The sequence below is a fragment of the Thermomonas carbonis genome (assembly GCF_014396975.1).
Lineage (GTDB): Bacteria > Pseudomonadota > Gammaproteobacteria > Xanthomonadales > Xanthomonadaceae > Thermomonas > Thermomonas carbonis.
In genome coordinates this window covers 1,607,523-1,625,439 of the sequence record NZ_CP060719.1, presented here as the reverse complement: position 1 = coordinate 1,625,439, position 17,917 = coordinate 1,607,523, and the positions used below count along the sequence as shown (strand labels likewise).

Sequence of the window (17,917 nt, the reverse complement as noted above, 5' to 3'; positions counted from 1 at the left end):
CGCTCGCGGGGGAGCGCCATTCTAAGCGAGCCCGCTCACGCGTCCGCCGGCAACGCCTCGCCCGCACGCCAGCCTTCGGCCTGCAAGCGATCCAGCAAGGCCACGACCTCGTCGCGTCGCGCCAGTTCGTGCACGGGCAACACCAGCAAATCGCCAGCCCGTGCCCAGGCCAGGGCCTCGCGTGAGGCCTGTGCTTCGTCCAGGCAGATCGGCAGGTCGGTCTCGGCGATGCCGGACGCAAGCAGCGCGTCGCGCAGGATCATCGCCACGTCGCCGGAGGCGCGCCCGCGCAGGTACTCGCCACCGATGTCCTTCAGCCACACGCGGTCGGGTTTCGCGTCGGCGGCAACCGCCGCCAAGGCATGGAAATCCGATTCCAGCCGATTGCCGGCATGGCCCAGCAGCAGTCCCAGGCGCCCCCCGCGACGCAGGCCGGCCGCGACATCGAGCAGGCCACGCAGGCCGTCCGGGTTGTGCGCATAGTCCAGCAGCACCTCGACATCGCCCAGCGTCCAGCGCTGCAGGCGGCCGGGGTTGTCCGCATTGCTGGCACCGAAGCGGGCGAGCACGGCCGCAATCGTGTCCGTCGCCACGCCCAGTGCATCCGCCGCCAACGACGCTCCCGCGATGTTGGCGATGTTGTAGCGCGCCGCGCCGCCCACAGAGAGCGGCATTGCCGAAACATCGCCGAGGTCGTACTCGATGCCGTCGCGGAACAGGATCAGTTGGCCATCGCGCATACCGCAGGCAGGCGCGCCGCGCCCCATCGCATCGGCGAATACGAGTGAGAACCAGCCGATGCGGCGCGCTGCCGGCGCATGCGCGACCAGCATCGGATCGTCGGCGTTGAGTACCAGCAGGCCATCGGCCGCGAGCGATTTGGCGACGACCAGCTTCACCGCCGCGATGTGATCCAGCGTGTGGATGCCGTATTCGCCGAAATGGTCGGCCGCGACGTTGGTGACCACCGCCACGCGCGCATCGCGGGCGACCAGGCCACGCCGCAGCAGCCCGCCGCGCGCGGTTTCCAGCACGGCGGCATCGACCCGCGGATCGCGCAGCACGGTGCGCGCGCCGACGGGACCGGAATAGTCGCCGGCCTCGACGCGTTCGCCGTCGATGAACAGGCCATCGGTGCTGCTGTAGCCCGCGTGCAGACCGTGCGCGCGCAGCATCGCCGCGAGCAGGCGCACGGTGGTGGTCTTGCCGTTGGAGCCGGTGACCACGGCTTTCGGGATCGCATGCAACTGCAACCACGGCACGTCGTCGATCGCGGGCAATCTGGACAACGGCCAAGTCCGTGAGGTCGCGCCTTCGCCGAGCGACAACGCATCGTCGTCCGCATGCGCGGGCACGCCGCGTGCGCGGGCCGCATCGACCAACGCGCGCAGCGCCGGCTTCGCTTCCGTCGCGGCCAGCGCCTGCAACTGGCGCAGGGCGCCGTCGTCGTCGACGTGGGCGACGTGCGGGCGTGGATGCTCGGCTTCCTCGTCGACCGGCGCATCGCTGGCACGCTGGCCGAGCGCCGAATACAGCGCCCACTCGTTCACTTCGGCGGCGATGTAGAGCTGGTCGAACGGTGCCTCGAAGGCGAGCGACGCACCGGTGGCGTGCTCGCGCACCACGACGGCACCTTCCGGCCAATCCAGCAATGCACGCGCAAGCACGATGTTCGCGCGCCAGCGTTGCAACGTGTCCGCATCGAAGGCGAGGCCCGGCGACGTTTCCAGCGCCGCGCCCGCGCCGTCGAAATACAGGTTGGCACCGGTCAGCCGCCGCGAATCCTCGAACGGTTCCTGCATGGCGACAATGCTCAATCGCTTTCCTCGCGCTCGAAGCGCAGGCCGCGTTCGTCGCGCACCACGCCTTCCATCGCCGCGACCAGTTGCTCGTCCAGGGTGGTTTCCAGCGTGGGCACTTCAGCGCGCGCGGTCGCCTTCTGCATCTCGCCCTCGGGCTTGAAGCGGATGATCTGCTTCCAGGTGCGGACCAGCGCGTCGGCGAACACCACCAGCAGGTCGCCCGGCTGGCCCATGCGCAGGGCGGCATCGACCGCTTCCTGTTCGTCGGGGATCACGGTGATCGCGGCGGGATCCACACCCGCGATTTCCAGCGCCTTGGAGATGATCCGCGGGACTTCGTCGCCGTCGCGGCCACGCAGGCCGTCGTCGCGACGCACCACGTAATGGTCGAACTTGCCGGCCAGGGTGGCGGCGATTTCGCGCAGGTCTTCGTCGCGGCGGTCGCCCGGCCCGGCGACGACGACGATGCGCCGTCCGCTGACGTCAAGGCGCTGCGCGAGGTCGGCCATCACGCTGGTCGCGTGCGCGTTGTGCGCGTAGTCCATGATCACCTTGAACGGGTGCTCGTTGTACACGTTCATCCGGCCCGGGGCCTGGAAGAACGTGGTGTCGAACGTGCGCAGGCCGTGGCGGATCGCATCCAGCTTCATGCCCAGCGAGAACGCCATCGACGCCGCGAACATCGCGTTCTGCACGTTGTGCAGCGCGCGTCCTTCCAGCGTCGCCGGAATGAGATGCGTCCACAGCAGCGGGATGTGGCTGCCCTTGTCGTACAGGGTGATCATGTGGCCGTTGACGCCGGCCTCCAGCGCGCAGGCGCGGCCGCCGGCACGCACATGCTCCCGCACCAGCGGGTGCGACGGATTCATGGTCACGTAGCAGAGGACCTTGGCATCGGTGTACGCGGACATCTTCAGCACGTTGGGATCGTCGGCGTTGAGCACCGCGCACTCGCGCGCCACTTCCACCACGATGCGCTTCACTTCGGCCAGTTGCTCGAGCGTGTCGATGCCCTTCAGGCCAAGATGATCGGAAGCGACGTTGATCACCGCGCCCACGTCGACCTCGGCCACGCCCATGCCGGCACGCACCAGGCCGCCGCGCGCGGTTTCCAGCACGGCGAAATCGATCTGCGGATCGGCCATCACCATGCGCGCGGACACCGGCCCGGTCATGTCGCCTTCCACCGTGCGCTGGCCGTCGATGTAGACGCCGTCGGTGGTCGTCAGGCCCGGCGTGTAGCCGGCCATCTTGGCGATGTGCGCGAGCATGCGCGAGGTCGTGGTCTTGCCGTTGGTGCCGGTCACCGCGGCGATCGGCACCCGCGACGGCGCGCCCGGCGGGAACAGCATCTCGATCACCGGGCCGGCCGCATCGCGCGGCGTGCCTTCGCTCGGCGCGATGTGCATGCGGAAGCCGGGCGCAGCATTCACTTCGCAGATGCCGCCGCCGATCGACTTGTAGCTTTCGGCGATGTTGGTGCTGAGGAAATCCACGCCGCCCACGTCCAGCCCGATCGCGCGCACGGCGCGCTCGGCCATCGCCCGGTTGTCGGGATGGATGATGTCGGTCACGTCGGTGGCGGTGCCGCCGGTGGAGAGATTCGCGGTGGAGCGCAGCGGCACCACTTCGCCGGCTTTCGGCACCGACTCCGCGGTGTAGCCCACGCGTTCCAGCATCAGTTCGGCCTCGCGGTCGAGCTTGAGCTTGGTCAGCACTTTCTCGTGACCCACGCCGCGGCGGGGATCGCTGTTCACGACCTCGACCAGCTGTGTCACGGTGGACGCGCCATCGCCAACCACGTGGCCCGGCGTGCGCCGCGTCGCCGCGACCAGCTCGCCGTTGACCACCAGCAGGCGATGGTCGTCGCCGGCCAGGTAGGTTTCCACGATCACCGAACGCGAATGCTCGCGCGCGGCCTCGAAGCCGGCGCGGATGTCGTCTTCCGCGCTGACGTTGATGGTGATGCCGCGACCGTGGTTGCCGTTGTACGGCTTCAGCACCACGCCACCGCCGAGGCGGCGCGCGGCGCGCAGCGCTTCCGTCTGGCTGGTCACCAGTTCCTGGCGCGGCACCGGCAGCCCGAGCGAGCCGAGGATCTTGTTGGTTTCTTCCTTGTCGCTGGCCAGTTCCACCGCGATATGCGGGGTGCGTCCGGTGACCGTGGCCTGGATGCGCTGCTGGTACTTGCCATGGCCGAGTTGCACCAGTGATTGCTCGTTGAGGCGCAGCCACGGGATGCCACGCTCTTCCGCGGCGCGCACCAGCGACATCGTCGACGGGCCCAGCGCGCGGCGTTGCGCGTAGCGGATGAAGCCGTCGCGTTCCTCTTCCCAGTTCCAGGTGTCGTCGGTGGCGCTGCGCAGCTCCGCGGGAAGCAGCGAATCCAGCAGCTTCAGCGCCAGTTCGCCGGCAGCGATGCCCTCCTCTTTCTGCGCGTATTCGTAGACCACCGAATACACGCCGGGACGATCGTCGGACATGCTGCGGGTCTTGCCGAAGGTGACGTCCTCGCCGGCCACGTTCTGCAGCTCGATGGCGACGTGTTCCAGCACGTGGCCCAGCCAAGTACCCTCGCCCTCGCGCATGCGGCGGACGAAGCCGCCGGGCTCGCGATAGGAGCAGCCGTGTTCGGCCAGTCCGGGCAGCGCGGCCAGCAGGCCGTCGACGAAGCCGTCGCCCAGCTTCGCGGTGGGCCATTGCTCCAGCGCGCCAAGGTCGAGTTCGAGGCGGATCACCGGGAACTTCGCGTACTGCGAGGGCCCCACGTAGACGTTGCGATTCAAGATGCGCATCTGGAAGCCCCTGCTCGATTCGGTTGCGTTGCGACAATTCCGTCACAGCTTGCGTTTCATTCCTTGCTGGGCGACAGCGTCCCGGCCGAAGCCTTGCGTGTTTCCAGGTTGTACGTGGCACCCGCGGTCAGGATGTGGATCTGCAAGCCCAGCATGCATACAGGCGCATCGCCACTGACCTGAGCCATCGACGAGAACTGCAGGTCGTCGGCATCCACCACGGTCACTGCACCGCTGCCTTCCACCTGGATCACGTTGTCCGGGCCGATCAGGGCAGCAGTGTCTTCATCGACGCCGAGCCCGATCGCGAACGGGTTGTAGGCCAGCGCTGCCAGCAACCGACCAAGCCGGTCGCGCTGCCGGAAATGCTGGTCGATCACCACGCGATTGGTCAGGCCCAGTCCCGGCGCCAGGCGCACGCTGTTCGCATGCGGCGTGGCGCTGTCGCTTTCGCCGCCGGCGATCATGTGTTCGCTGAGGATGCCGGCACCGGCGCTGGTGCCGCCGACCGGAATCCCATGCGCATTGCGGGCGCGGATCGCCTGCGCGATGGGGGTGCCGCCGAGCATCGTGGACAACCGCAACTGGTTGCCGCCGGTGATGAAGATCCCGGAGGCCTGTTCGATGGCCGCCACGCGGTTGCGCTCGTGCGCATCGCGGCGAGTATCGAAATCGAGCACGCTGACGTTGCCCGCGCCCATCTCCGAGAACAGTTGCTCGTAGCGGTCGCCGGTGTCGTTGAGCCGACTTGCGGTCGGAATCACCGCGATGTCCGCGCCCGCGCCGCCGCACAGTTCGAAGAACCGGCGCAGCACCCGCTTGTCGTTGTCCTTGTCCTCGGCCCCGCCAATGGGGACGATCCAGCCGCGCTGCGCGCCTTCGGCCACCTTGCTTGGCATGTGCTGCGGGGTCCTCGAAACCTTGCTCGAATCAGCGCTCGAACATACCACGCCGCACCGGCGCGCCGGCACGCACATGCACGCCCCCGCGGGCGAGCACGAGGTCGGCACGACCGGCGGCATCCAGCGCGACAAGATCGGCATCCATGCCGACCGCGATCCGGCCCTTGCCGGCCAGCCGCAACAGGCCGGCCACGTTGCTGGTGAACGCCGGTAGCGCGCGTTCCAGCGGCAGGCCGCGCGCCAGCAGCGCGTTCAAGGTCTCCAGCATCGATCCGGAGTGGCCCACGTCCATCCCGCAGACGCGACCTTCGCCGTCGAAGCAGGGCAGGCAACCGCCGGCATCCGAACTGATGCTGACCCGTTGTGGTGGCGCGCCGCTGTCAAGGTAGCGGACCAGCGCCTCGTCGGCCGGCCAGGCGTCTTCGCCCTCCTCGACCGGGAACGCGGTGATGTCGACGTGGCAGCCGCGTTTCGCCAGTTCCACGGCTTCCTCGAACAGGGCCCTCTTGCGGTTGACGTGGGTCGGCTGGAAGACCCGCGGCGGCAACTCGCTGGTGTCCAGCGCCCGGCGCACCAGGTCGAGGCCGCGTTTGCCGTCGCCCAGGTGCAGGTGGACGATGCCGGCCTTGCCGCTCATCAAGCCCGCCACATGCGCGTCGGAGGCAAGCCGCAACAGCTCGTCGAGCGTGGGCTGGCTGGAACGATGGTCGCTGATCGCCAGTTCGCCGATGCCGATCAACGGCTCGATGAGGGCGATGTCGCTGCGCACGCTGCCGGTGAGCGTGGCTGGCGGGACGTGGTAACCGCCGCAATAACCCCACGCCGACAGCCCCTGCTCGCGCAGCGCATACACATGCGAGAGCAATTCGGCGGTGCTGCGGGTGGCATCGTCGGTGCCGAGCAGGCCGACCACGCTGGTGACGCCGGCCATCGTGTAGCGGCTGAGCAACGGCGCCGGCACGCGGGTCGCGAAGCCGGCCTCGCCGCCGCCACCGCTGACATGCACGTGGCCGTCGATGAAGCCCGGGACCAGCCGCGCGCCGTCCAGGTCGATGGTGTCGACATCGAGCGATTCCGGCAGCACCGGTTCGTCCGCGCCGATCCACAGGATCTTGCCGCCGCCGAGCAACAGGTGCCGGCGGCCCAGCGCCTCGGGCGCGTACACGTCGGCATTGCGGAGCAGCAGCATCGGCGCTGTGGTCGGGGAAATGAGCATCTGCGGGAGGGTGCGCGGGGGCGGATGCAGCGTCAAGCGCCGGCCAGCGCCTGCGTGGTTCCGATGAACTCGTCCAGCTTCGCCCGCGCCGCGCCCGACGCGATCGCCTTGCGCGCGCGCGCGATGCCGTCGCCGATATCCTCCGCCACGCCGGCCGCATACAGCGCCGCGCCTGCGTTGTAGGCCACGATCTGCCGCGGCAGACCTTCGTGGTTGTCCAGAGCCTGCAGCAGCATCGCCATCGATTGCTCGGCGTCCGCCACCTTGAGGTTGCGGCTGTGCGCCATCGGGATGCCGAAGTCCTCCGGGTGCAGTTCGTATTCGCGGACCTTGCCGTCGCGCAGTTCGCCGACCAGGGTGCCGGCTCCCAGCGACAGTTCATCCATGCCGTCGCGACCCCAGACCACCAGCGCGCGCTGCGCGCCGAGTTCCTGCAATACGCGCACCTGGATCCCGACCAGGTCCGGATGGAACACGCCCATCAGGATGTTCGGCGCGCCGGCCGGATTGGTCAGCGGGCCGAGGATGTTGAACAGCGTGCGCACGCCCATTTCCTTGCGGACCGGTGCCACCACTTTCATCGCCGGGTGATGCACCGGCGCGAACATGAAGCCGATCCCGCAGCGCTCGATGCAGGTCGCCACCTGTTCCGGCTGCAATTCGATGTTCGCGCCGAGCGCTTCCAGCACATCCGCGCTGCCCGACTTCGACGACACGCTGCGGTTGCCGTGCTTGGCGACTTTCGCGCCTGCGGCGGCAACGACGAACATGCTTGCGGTCGAGATGTTGAAGGTATGCGCGCCATCGCCGCCGGTGCCGACGATGTCGACCAGGCCGGTGCGATCCGCCACGTGCACCGGCCGCGCGAACTCGCGCAGCACGGTCGCCGCCGCGGCGATCTCGCCGACGGTTTCCTTCTTCACCCGCAGGCCGGTGAGGATCGCCGCGGTCATCGCCGGCGAGACCTCACCGCGCATCACCTGCCGCATCAGTTCGACCATCTCGTCGAAGAAGATCTCGCGATGCTCGATCGCGCGTTGCAGTGCGTGTTGCGGGGTGAAAGTCATTTCAACGTTCCAGGAAATTCTTCAGCAGCGCATGGCCATGCTGGGTCAGGATGGATTCTGGATGGAACTGCACGCCTTCCACCGGATACTCGCGATGGCGCAGACCCATGATCTCCTCCATCGAGCCATCCTCGTTGTCGGTCCATGCGGTGATTTCCAGGCACTCCGGTAGCGTGGTCTTGTCCACCACCAGCGAGTGGTAACGGGTGGCTTCGTACCGGTCCGGCAGGCCAGCGAATACACCCTTGCCCTCGTGGCGGATCTGCGAGGTCTTGCCGTGCATGATCCGTCCGGCGCGGATCACGTCGCCGCCGTAGACCTGGCCCATGCTCTGGTGGCCCAGGCAGACGCCGAGGATCGGGGTGGTCGCACCCAGGCGCTCGATCACCGCCATCGATACGCCCGCCTCGTTCGGCGTGCACGGCCCCGGCGAAATGACGATGCGTTGCGGCGCGAGTTTTTCGATCTCGTCCAAGGGCAACGCGTCGTTGCGCTCGACGCGCACCTCGGCACCCAGCGCCTGCAGGTACTGCACGAGGTTGTAGGTGAAGCTGTCGTAGTTGTCGATCATCAGCAGCATGTCAACTCGCCTGAACTTTCAACAGGTTTATGAAGGCACTACACACGATCAAGAAATATCGAGCGTCGGCTTGACTGAGATTGCTTTCGCCCATTAATGCGTGACGAATCCCGTCCGCATCACTCGTGTATCCATACAACTTAGAAAATGCTTCTTTCAGAGCAGGATGCAACTTTCCATTTCGCTCGAGGATTTTTAGCGCATCACCTAACGTGGCCTTTGAATCACCGGTCACGACTTTCGCCATCGCCTCAACACCCGAGATGGATTCCTTAATCGAGTTCCTGTAATCGGGATTCTTTCTGTCTGTCAGAAAAGAAAGCGCTGTTCGCAAATGTTCTTTGACTGGAGCGTTTGCATCCTCAATTGCTGCGGCGACTTCCCGCACCTCTCCTTCATCGGAAATGGGAGACAAATTCCCAACAATCAGCCGGTACCCCGAATTCTCTCTGGCCAGCGTTACTTCAATCGCGCGACGAATTTCACGGTCGTGCGGATAGCAACGAAGCACGAACTCAACAAAGTCATAAACCTCGTTCCAACTACCCTCAAAGAAATGCTTTCGAATTTGCTCCCATACTCTGGTGTAGCCAGCCCCAAAGCCGTTGTTAGTGATAGGCCTACTGTCCACTGGCCACTTGAAGTAGTAGCGCCATAGGGCTTCTGTGAAGTCCGAGTCGTTGAACCGCTCTTTCGCAAACAAATCCCTGTCCAAGGCGTTCCAGAGACCAACCCTTAGATCGTCGTTCATGCTTTCCAATTGAACGAGCTGGTTGATGGACTTCAGGCCCATTCTCTGGCTAAACGTCGACATCACAACCCCCTCGCCGCTTCTGCCACCGCGCGGAACAGCGCGCGCCCCTTGTTCATCGTCTCCAACCACTCCGCATCTGGGTCGGAGTCGTAGACCACGCCGCCGCCGGCCTGCACATGCAATCGACCGTCCTGGATGACCGCGGTGCGGATGGCGATGGCGGTGTCGGCGTCGCCGTGCCAGCCGATGTAGCCGACGGCGCCGGAATACACGTTGCGCTTCACCGGTTCCAGTTCGCGGATGACTTCCAGCGCGCGGATCTTCGGCGCGCCGCTGACGGTACCGGCGGGGAACGTGGCGCGCAGCACGTCGGCGTAGCTCAGGCCCGGCTTCAGCGTACCGGTGACTTCGCTGACGATGTGCATGACGTGGCTGTAGCGCTCGATCACGAATTGCTCGCCGACCTGCACGCTGCCGGCCTGACTGATGCGGCCCACATCATTTCGGCCGAGGTCGATCAGCATCAGATGCTCGGCACGCTCCTTCGGATCGGCCAGCAATTCGGCCTCGAGTGCGCTGTCTTCGTCCACGGTCTTGCCGCGCGGGCGTGTCCCGGCGATCGGGCGCACGGTGACCGTGCCCTTGCCGGTCGCGTCGTGTTGCAGGCGCGCGAGGATTTCCGGCGACGAGCCGACGACCTGGGTCGCGCCGGTATCGAGGAAATACATGTAGGGCGACGGATTCAGCGCACGCAACGCGCGATACACATCGACCGGGCGCGCGCTGAACGGCACGCTCAGGCGCTGGCTTGGAACAACCTGGAAGATATCCCCGGCACGGATGTACTCCTGCGCCTTGCGCACCACCGCGTGGTACTGCTCGCGGGTGAAGCTGGAGCGGAAATCGGATTCGTCGATCGCGGCCGGCACCAGCGTTTCCGGATACGGCGCGCCACCGTGGCGCAGCCGATGGCTCAGCGCATCGAGCCGACGATTCGCGCGCGCCCATGCCTGCGGTTCGCGCGGATCGGCGTGCACGATCAGGTACAGCCGGCCCTTGAGGTTGTCGAACACCGCCAGTTCATCGCTGAGCATCAGCAGGATGTCGGGCGTGCCGAGTTGGTCAGGCTTCGGATTCGCCTTGAGTCTCGGCTCGATGTATTCGATGCACTCGAAACCGAACCAGCCGACCAGGCCACCCGCAAAGCCGGGCAAGCCATCGAGTTTCGGCACCTTGTGCGCGGCGCGAAGCGATTCGACTTCGGCCAGCGGATCGGCGACCTCGCGGGTCTCGACGACGTCGCCGTGTTCGCGAACTTCCAGCGTGTGGCCGCGGAATTCGTACACGCGCCGCGCCGGCAGTCCGATGATCGAATGGCGGCCGAAACGCTCGCCGCCTTCGACCGACTCGAACAGGTAGGTATGCGGGCCGTCGGCCAGCTTCAGGTACACCGAGAGCGGCGTGTCGAGGTCCGACAGGACCTCACGCACCACGGGCACGAGATTGAAGCCGTCAGCGGCGTGCTGTGCGAACTGGGCAGAGGTGATCAAGCGGAGCGTCCTTCATGGGCATGCGGGCAGGCAGACAGAATGTCTGGGCGGCGGAATCTCGCCACCATCGCCAACCATGCTCGAAAGACGGGGTCGCCCGGTTCATGGCGCAACTTTAGCTGGATTCCCGCGCAGCGGGCAATCGGCCGGCAGGTGCATGCGCAACCGATGCGGCATGCATTCGATCCGGAATGTCATGGCCTCGACCGGCTCGCCGTCGAGGTTGAGGGTCAATGGCTGCTTGGCCTGAATCTCGACCCACGGCAACACCCGGCGGACTGCGACACGGTCGAGCGCGGCGTCCTTGCCTTCGGTCATCGCGGTACCGAAGGTCGCCAGCAGATCACCTTCGAGTGGCGGCACGATGGTCACATCGAGCAAGCCGTCGTTGACCAGCGCATCCGGACACAGCGCCTGCCCGCCACCCGCCTGTCGGCCATTGCCGATGCCCAGCGCGATGAAGTCGCCTTCCCAATCGAAGCCGGGTCCCTGCACGCGCGCCTGCAACGGTTCGATACGGCCCAGCTTCGACAGTCCGGTCAACACATAGGCCAGGCCGCCCAGCAGTTTTTTCAGGCCTTCATGGGTCTCGGTGGTGACCTGGGTGCCGAAGCCGCCGCTGGCCAGGTTCGCGGCCCAATGGGTCTCACCGTTGGCATCGAGCTTCAGCAGGTCGATCGGTGTCGCAGGTGCCTGCAGGAGCAGGCGCAATGCGGCCTCCGGCTCGTCGGGGATACCGGCCGCGCGGGCGAAGTCGTTGGCAGTGCCCAACGGCAACAAGCCGAGGGTGGGCAGCGCGTCGGCAGATTCATCGCGATGCGCCAGCGTGGTGGCGACTTCGCTCAGCGTGCCATCGCCGCCGCCGGCCACGATGGTGTCGATGCCGTCATCGATCGCCTCGGCCACGTAGCGCTCGGCATCGCCAGCTTCCCAGGTGACCCGCACGTCGAGCTGCACGCCTGCATCGCGCAGGGCCGCCACGGCCTCGCGGACATCATCGTCGCCAGCGGATTTGCCGTTGAGGATCAATCGCCAGCGCGGTGTGGTGGAGGTCGTCATGCGCACAGGCTAGCGGGAACGCGTTAAGACCGCGCGGATGTCACACGCGCGTCACGGTTGATCCGGATGATGAGAGTCCATCGCAGGGACGACGGATGGGCAGGACGCCCCACTCTTCCAGACCGGTGCCGCTCCCCTCCCCATGGCGGCATCGGTTTTTTTTGCCTGTTCGCCGCTCAGTTCGGCCGCAGGAATTGCAGGAACGACGGCTTCGGCAGTGGCAAGGTCTGCACGGTGTCGCCCAGCAATCCACTGGCGGGGTTGCGTCGCAGCACGGCCAGCGCGTTTGCGCCCTGGATCGCGAGCAACAGGAAGCGCCCGTCCGGCGTGATGGTGAATTCGCGGGTGCTGGCGGCTTCGGTCGGACGCCGTTGCAACGGCGTCAACGCACCGTCAGCGCCGACCGAGAACGCCACGATGTGATGGTCGTCGCCGCGATTCACGGCGTACAGGAATCGTCCATCGGCGGAAAGATGGATCGCGCCCGCGCCGTGTGCGCCAGTAAAACCGGCAGGTGCCAGCTCGTGGATGCGACGCATACGCGCCGCACCGTCATCGAAGTCCAGCTCGGCGACCTGCCCGGTCATTTCCAGGGTGACGTAGGCATGCCGGCCGTCGTTGGAAAACGCCACGTGGCGCGGGCCGCTGCCGGCCGGGAACTGCACATGCGCGGGCGTAGCGGCTTGCAACGGACGCTCGGCGTTCGCGCCTTGGGCGTATCGGTACACGTAAACGCGATCACCACCCAGGTCCGCCACCAGCACATGCCGGCCATCCGGCGACACCGTGGCCGCATGCACATGGCTGGACGCCTGTCGGGTCGGGTTCGCATTGCTGCCCTGGTAGCTCTCGACCTGGGTGGCGGCGCTCAGGCGACCCTGTCCATCGATCGGCACCACCGTCAGCAAACCACCAGGCTGCGCATCACCCGAATAATTGGCGACGAACAGATGGCGTCCATCCCCCGACATCGAGGCGTGGGTCGGATGATCGGACAGGCTGGAGACGCGCTCCTGCTCCTGCAGCACATGCGTGTCCGACAGCGAAAAGCGGGTGACCCGACCCATGGGATCCGGATTGCCCGGGCCGTTTTCGTTGATCGCATAGACATTGCGCTGGTCCGGCGCGACCACCAGCCAGGACGGGTTGTGGGTCTGCAGCGACTGCCTGGGCTGCGCGGCGATGCGGCCCGTTTCGACATCGAACGCATACAGATACAGACCTGCTGCATCGCCCTCGGTGTACGAGCCGACCAGCAGGTCAAGCGATTGCGCGCGGGTCATGCCGGGCATCGCGATGGCGCAAGCGAGCGCGAGCAGCGACACCAGCTTCAACGAGCGCCGTCCCCCGACGCCGCTCAACGCGCCGCCCCCACGGCTTGGCGCATGCGCGCAATGCTGTCCGCATACGCTTCACGCGTGCGCGGCTCGCGGAAAATCGCGCTGCCGGCGACGAAGGCATCGGCACCGGCCGCGGCGATCGCGCCGATGTTGTCCGCATTCACCCCGCCATCGACCTCCAGCCGGATCGGCTTGCCGGTCGCATCGATCATCGCCCGCACCTTGCGCAGCTTGTCGAGCGTAGAGGGAATGAATGCCTGCCCGCCGAAACCGGGGTTTACCGACATCAGCAGCACCAGGTCGATATCCTCCAGCACGTAGTCCAGCACCTCGGTCGGCGTGCCCGGATTCAACACCAGTCCGGCCTGGCAACCATGCGACTGGATCAGCTGGATCGTGCGATGCACATGCCGGCTGGCTTCCGGATGGAAGCTGATGATCGATGCGCCAGCCTTGGCGAAGTCGGGAACGATCCGGTCCACCGGCTCGACCATCAGGTGCACGTCGATCGGCGCGGTCACGCCATGCGCGCGCAGCGCCTCGCAGACCAGCGGGCCGATGGTGAGGTTGGGCACGTAATGATTGTCCATCACATCGAAGTGCACCCAGTCCGCGCCGGCGGCAAGCACGTTGTCGACCTCTTCGCCGAGTTTCGCGAAGTTGGCAGACAGGATGGACGGGGCGATGACGGCAGGCAGCATGGGAATCCCCGATCGGCGGTGGCGCGATTCTAGCGTGTGAACCGAACCCGCCCATTCATTCAGGATCGGCGATGCCGACTGCATCCGGGCCCGATCCCGCCGCGTATCCACGGGACCCGTAAGCAATCACGTTTTCGAAGGATCGATGATGATGGTCAGGAATACCCTGCTTTTCCTCGCGCTGGCTGCGACGGCCGGCCCCGCTTTGGCGCAATCGGATGACGCAGCCGACAAGTGGTCGGGCTTCTACGTCGGCACCAGCATCGGCAACACCGACCCGCGCGGCGGCGATGACGGCACGCTGCTGTTCGATAACAACCTGGACGGCACGTTCGGCGACACCGTGCGCACCGGCTCCGGCGCGGATGCCTTCTTGCCCGGATTCTGCGGCGGCATCGCCACCGGCCGCACGCCGGGCGAAGGCTGCTTCGACGACCGCGGCGGCAGCACCCTCGGCGCGCGCATGGGTTACGACTGGCAGATGGGCAACTGGGTGTTCGGTGCGCTCGCCGAGTACAACAAGCACGACGCCCGCGACGGCGTCAGCGGCTTCAGCACCACGCCCGCCTCGTACGCGATGATCCGCGAGCTGGACAACACCATCGCGGTGCGCGCACGCGCGGGCATGGCATTCGGGCAGGACAACGACTGGCTGGCCTATGCCACCGCAGGCGCGGTCCGGGCCAAGCTCAATAACCGCTTCGAGACCACCAACACCGCCAATGCATTCGACCTGACCGATTCCGGCGACGCCGACGGCGTGCAGTTCGGTCTGGGCGTGGAGCGCAAGATCGCCGGCAACGTCTCGCTGGGGCTGGAATACCTGCGCACGCGACTGGACGACGAAGACACACGCGTGCGGGTCAGCCGCGGTACCGCACCGGCGACCAATCCGTTCCTGCTGGTCAACGCCAACGGCACCGACATGCTTCGCAGTGACGACCGCCTGGACCTGGACACCCTGCAGCTGACCTTGAACTTCCGCTTCTGACACGACGTGCCCTGACCCGACGCTCCTGATCCCATGGGGGATCCTTGGCCTGGCTTGCCGGCAACGGCAGGTCAGGCTTTTTTGCGCAGGGTCTTGATGCGGTCGTAAGCGGTGTTGATCTCGCGGGCCTTTTCCTCGGCCTGCTGCTGCAGTTCCGGGGCAGCGCCGGCGAGGCGGTCCGGGTGGTATTGCGAGATCAGCCGGCGATAGGCGCGCTCGACGTCGGCGTCGGTGGCATCGCTGGACACTTCGAGCACGCCGTAGGGGTTGTCGCGCGCGGACTTGAACCAGTCGGCATCGAAGGCATGCCCGATCAGCAGGCCCAATAGCCCGCCGGCAGGATGGCGGAACAGCAGCCAGCCTGCGATCAGTCCGAAGAATTTGCCGTACCAGCGTTTCATGGGGGTCATCTTACTAGGCTGCCACGGGGCGGGCTGTGCATCAGCTGCCACGGGGGACCGCCCCTGCATGGGGCGGCCGCTACACTGTGCGCCCCACGATGCCCACCACCCGCGAATGGCTACCACCCTGCTGCAATCCGACTTGCCCGGCCTGACCCTGCGCCACCGCGGGAAGGTCCGCGATGTGTTCGACCTGGACAATGACACGCTGTTGATGGTCGCGACCGACCGCCTCAGCGCGTTCGACGTGGTCCTGCCCGACCCGATCCCGGGCAAGGGCGAGATGCTCTGCCAGATCAGCAATTTCTGGTTCGAGCAGACGAGACACATCATCGACAACCACCTGACCAGCATCGAGGTTGCGTCGGTGTTGCCAGCCGGCGTCGATCCGACCCTGTACGCCAAGCGCGCGGTGGTGACGAAGAAACTGACCCCGGTGCCGGTGGAATGCATCGCGCGCGGCTACGTGATCGGCAGCGGCTGGAAGGACTACCAGCGCAGTGGCGCCATCAGCGGCCTTGCGTTGCCGCCGGGCCTGCAGCAGGCGCAGCAACTCGATACGCCGATCTTCACGCCGTCGACCAAGGCCGCGGTCGGCGACCATGACGAGAACATCGATTTCGCCACGGCGGTCAATCTGGTCGGCCGCGAGCGCGCGGAGAAGGTGCGCGATGCGACCCTGGCGCTGTACGCCTTCGCTCGCGACGTCGCGGCCACGCGCGGGATCATCCTGGCCGACACCAAGTTCGAGTTCGGTACCGACGACGACGGCAAGCTCTACGTGATGGACGAGGTGCTGACGCCGGATTCCAGCCGCTACTGGCCTGCGGACGAGTACAGGGTCGGCACCAGCCCACCGAGCTACGACAAGCAGTTCGTGCGCGACTACCTGGAAACGCTGGACTGGGACAAGACGCCGCCCGGCCCACGCTTGCCTCCCGACGTCATCGTCCGCACTCGCGCCAAGTACGCCGAGGCGCTGGACCGCCTCGCGGGGATCTCGGTGGACTGAGCCCCCGCCAAGCCATCTCGATCAGAAATCGTTGGCGCCCCTGGCTTCATCCGGCATCGGCCTGGGGTCGAGGGTGATCGGGCGTCCCGACTGCGACATGCCAGCCACCAGGCGTGCGGCGTTCGTGTAAACCACCGGCGGCAATCCGTTTTTCTCGTAGGCGAACATCTTCGTCGCAATCTGGGACCCCCGGTAGTCGCCGAGCAGATACGCGGCAAAGTAGTCCGACGCCACATCGATCTTGGCATCACTGCTCGCGAACGCCGCATCCCGCCACTGCCAACTATCCGTTGGCAGGTCACCCGGCACTTCCGTGACCCGAGAGGTTTTGTAGCGGGCACGCAAGTGCAGCGCCGGAATGGACGCCTCCCGATCGATCAGCTTGTCGAGCGCCCCGACGATCAGGTCACCGCGCCCGTCCTTGATGAATTGCTCACCCAAAAACAGGATCGCGTCGCGATTGCCTGCGCGCGCCAGACGTTCGACCTCGGTGAACCCCAACCCTCGCAGGTAATCGATCTTGCTGCGGGTCAGGAAGCCATGCCGTTGCAACCACTTGGCCTCTTCCAGCGAACGCGCGGTCGAAATGGAGGTTCGCCCGTCGATCTTGGCGCTGTCGTCCACCCATGCCGACTCTTCCTGCCAGTTAACCTCCGAAACGGGAGTGTCTGCGTAAGCAGGAGAAGCCGGCTTACTGGTTTGCTTCGAGGACTCACGCTCTTGTTGGGAGTCGACTTCCACTGGCACCTGCGACTCTGGCTGACACCCAGCAACCAGAGAGGCGACTATGGCAAGGAATATGATCTTTCTCATGAGACATCCTTTTCTTTTCAAGCATCAGGCGATTGGACAACCGGCTGCCTGCCTGTCCTCTCGCACCCGCTTGCACCCCAGTCCTTGAAGAGATTCTTCTTGTAACTTGGAAGCGCGGCTGGAATGGAATCGAATCCGAATGATGAAGACACTCCGTTATATGAAAAGGAAAACCTGACCCCGCTCCAAGTCGGCCTGATCTGCAACGTATCTGCGAGAACTTCATCCACCCAGGTATTGCGCGTCTGCGGATTGATGAAATTGGCCATCTCCACCAAGAATTGTCCGCCAGCGCGAATACAAGCATTGACGTTTTCCTGCGATGCGCTACTTGCGAACTGGGAATTACAGATGGCCGCAATATCCACGAAGAATTCCTCGGAGACCCGTTGAAGATCCCCACCCTGCGCCCACTCAAGCTCGAATGCATTCAATGCACTCCCGAAATCACTGGCTGCCCACAGACCCGTATCAGGGCGAGCTTGGTACTCAAGCAACTGATACATGCTGCTGCCCGCCGCATACGAGTTCTTGCTGCGTAGCGTATCGCGCTCCTGCAGACCACTCGCACTGCATCCAAGCATGAAGGTCATGTTTTGGAGTCTTTCGCAATCACTTTCCTCGCTACTGACCGGATCAATCTGGTCGTATTGAATAGGTGGCCCAAGAATCATAATTGGAGGCAGCAGCATCGCGTAGAACGTCTGGACCGAGTCCGCCTGCGCGATTACGGCATCCAATGTTGGGATGTCATCGCTCGCGCTGACTGAACCGTGACCGAAGCAGAGCGCCATCGCGAACACAGACAGCACCGCTTTTCTGATGTTTTCCCGTGCCATTTCCATTCCTTTCGTTCGTGAAGTTCATGAAACTTATCTCTCCACGCGGAAAACAGATCAATAGGAATTCTCCCTGTTTTGAGTTAGGAATTTTC

At 65.5% G+C, this 17,917-nt stretch carries 16 protein-coding genes; 2 read left to right on the top strand and 14 right to left on the bottom strand.

Annotated elements, in window-relative coordinates:
• Positions 1-35 precede the first annotated feature (35 nt).
• The 11 genes from H9L16_RS07415 to rpe form a co-directional block, all read right to left on the bottom strand.
• Positions 36-1,817, bottom strand: coding sequence for a Mur ligase family protein (locus tag H9L16_RS07415; protein ID WP_229796629.1), 1,782 nt, complete (start codon positions 1,815-1,817; stop codon positions 36-38).
• Positions 1,814-4,597 (bottom strand): cyanophycin synthetase, encoded by a 2,784-nt coding sequence (gene cphA / locus H9L16_RS07410; protein ID WP_187553879.1) that lies wholly within the window; start codon positions 4,595-4,597, stop codon positions 1,814-1,816. Before cphA ends, H9L16_RS07415 begins: the two co-directional genes overlap by 4 nt.
• 56 nt (positions 4,598-4,653) lie before the next feature.
• The gene (locus tag H9L16_RS07405; RefSeq protein ID WP_187553878.1) at positions 4,654-5,496 is read right to left on the bottom strand and encodes a cyanophycinase; all 843 of its coding nucleotides are present in this window, start codon (positions 5,494-5,496) and stop codon (positions 4,654-4,656) included.
• Between the two features lie 31 nt (positions 5,497-5,527).
• Positions 5,528-6,715, bottom strand: coding sequence for a beta-aspartyl-peptidase (gene iadA / locus H9L16_RS07400; RefSeq protein WP_223158190.1), 1,188 nt, complete (start codon positions 6,713-6,715; stop codon positions 5,528-5,530).
• Positions 6,716-6,747: 32 nt separating this feature from the next.
• Positions 6,748-7,782, bottom strand: coding sequence for an anthranilate phosphoribosyltransferase (trpD, locus tag H9L16_RS07395; protein ID WP_187553877.1), 1,035 nt, complete (start codon positions 7,780-7,782; stop codon positions 6,748-6,750).
• Position 7,783: 1 nt separating this feature from the next.
• Positions 7,784-8,362 carry an anthranilate synthase component II gene (locus tag H9L16_RS07390; RefSeq protein ID WP_187553876.1) on the bottom strand — a complete coding sequence of 193 codons (579 nt, stop codon included), beginning with the start codon at positions 8,360-8,362 and terminating at the stop codon, positions 7,784-7,786.
• A gap of 1 nt (position 8,363) precedes the next feature.
• A complete protein-coding gene (locus H9L16_RS07385; RefSeq protein WP_223158189.1) occupies positions 8,364-9,155 on the bottom strand; it encodes an AbiJ-NTD4 domain-containing protein in 792 nt (263 codons plus the stop codon).
• A gap of 20 nt (positions 9,156-9,175) precedes the next feature.
• Complete coding sequence (gene trpE, locus H9L16_RS07380; RefSeq protein WP_187553874.1) at positions 9,176-10,666, bottom strand: anthranilate synthase component I; 1,491 nt, start codon at positions 10,664-10,666, stop codon at positions 9,176-9,178.
• 102 nt (positions 10,667-10,768) lie between these two features.
• Positions 10,769-11,725, bottom strand: coding sequence for a lipid kinase YegS (yegS, locus tag H9L16_RS07375; protein WP_187553873.1), 957 nt, complete (start codon positions 11,723-11,725; stop codon positions 10,769-10,771).
• Between the two features lie 176 nt (positions 11,726-11,901).
• Positions 11,902-13,050, bottom strand: coding sequence for a lactonase family protein (locus H9L16_RS07370; protein ID WP_229796659.1), 1,149 nt, complete (start codon positions 13,048-13,050; stop codon positions 11,902-11,904).
• 32 nt (positions 13,051-13,082) lie between these two features.
• On the bottom strand, positions 13,083-13,766 hold the full coding sequence (gene rpe, locus H9L16_RS07365) for a ribulose-phosphate 3-epimerase (protein ID WP_187553872.1): 684 nt from the start codon (positions 13,764-13,766) through the stop codon (positions 13,083-13,085).
• Between the two features lie 148 nt (positions 13,767-13,914).
• Here rpe and H9L16_RS07360 point away from each other — a divergent pair, with 148 nt between their 5' ends.
• Positions 13,915-14,757: an outer membrane protein gene (locus tag H9L16_RS07360; protein WP_187553871.1), complete on the top strand. Its 843-nt coding sequence runs from the start codon at positions 13,915-13,917 to the stop codon at positions 14,755-14,757.
• A 71-nt stretch (positions 14,758-14,828) separates the two neighbouring features.
• Here H9L16_RS07360 and H9L16_RS07355 read toward each other — a convergent pair whose 3' ends face one another.
• Positions 14,829-15,158: a J domain-containing protein gene (locus H9L16_RS07355; protein ID WP_187554095.1), complete on the bottom strand. Its 330-nt coding sequence runs from the start codon at positions 15,156-15,158 to the stop codon at positions 14,829-14,831.
• Between the two features lie 115 nt (positions 15,159-15,273).
• On the opposite strand from H9L16_RS07355, the gene H9L16_RS07350 reads away from it, so the two are divergent.
• Complete coding sequence (locus tag H9L16_RS07350) at positions 15,274-16,170, top strand: phosphoribosylaminoimidazolesuccinocarboxamide synthase (RefSeq protein WP_187553870.1); 897 nt, start codon at positions 15,274-15,276, stop codon at positions 16,168-16,170.
• A gap of 21 nt (positions 16,171-16,191) precedes the next feature.
• Here H9L16_RS07350 and H9L16_RS07345 read toward each other — a convergent pair whose 3' ends face one another.
• Together H9L16_RS07345 and H9L16_RS07340 are read right to left on the bottom strand one after the other, a co-directional pair.
• Positions 16,192-16,794, bottom strand: a complete 603-nt coding sequence (locus tag H9L16_RS07345; RefSeq protein WP_187553869.1) for a hypothetical protein — start codon at positions 16,792-16,794, stop codon at positions 16,192-16,194.
• Between the two features lie 206 nt (positions 16,795-17,000).
• The gene (locus H9L16_RS07340) at positions 17,001-17,822 is read right to left on the bottom strand and encodes a hypothetical protein (protein WP_187553868.1); all 822 of its coding nucleotides are present in this window, start codon (positions 17,820-17,822) and stop codon (positions 17,001-17,003) included.
• Positions 17,823-17,917: the final 95 nt, after the last annotated feature.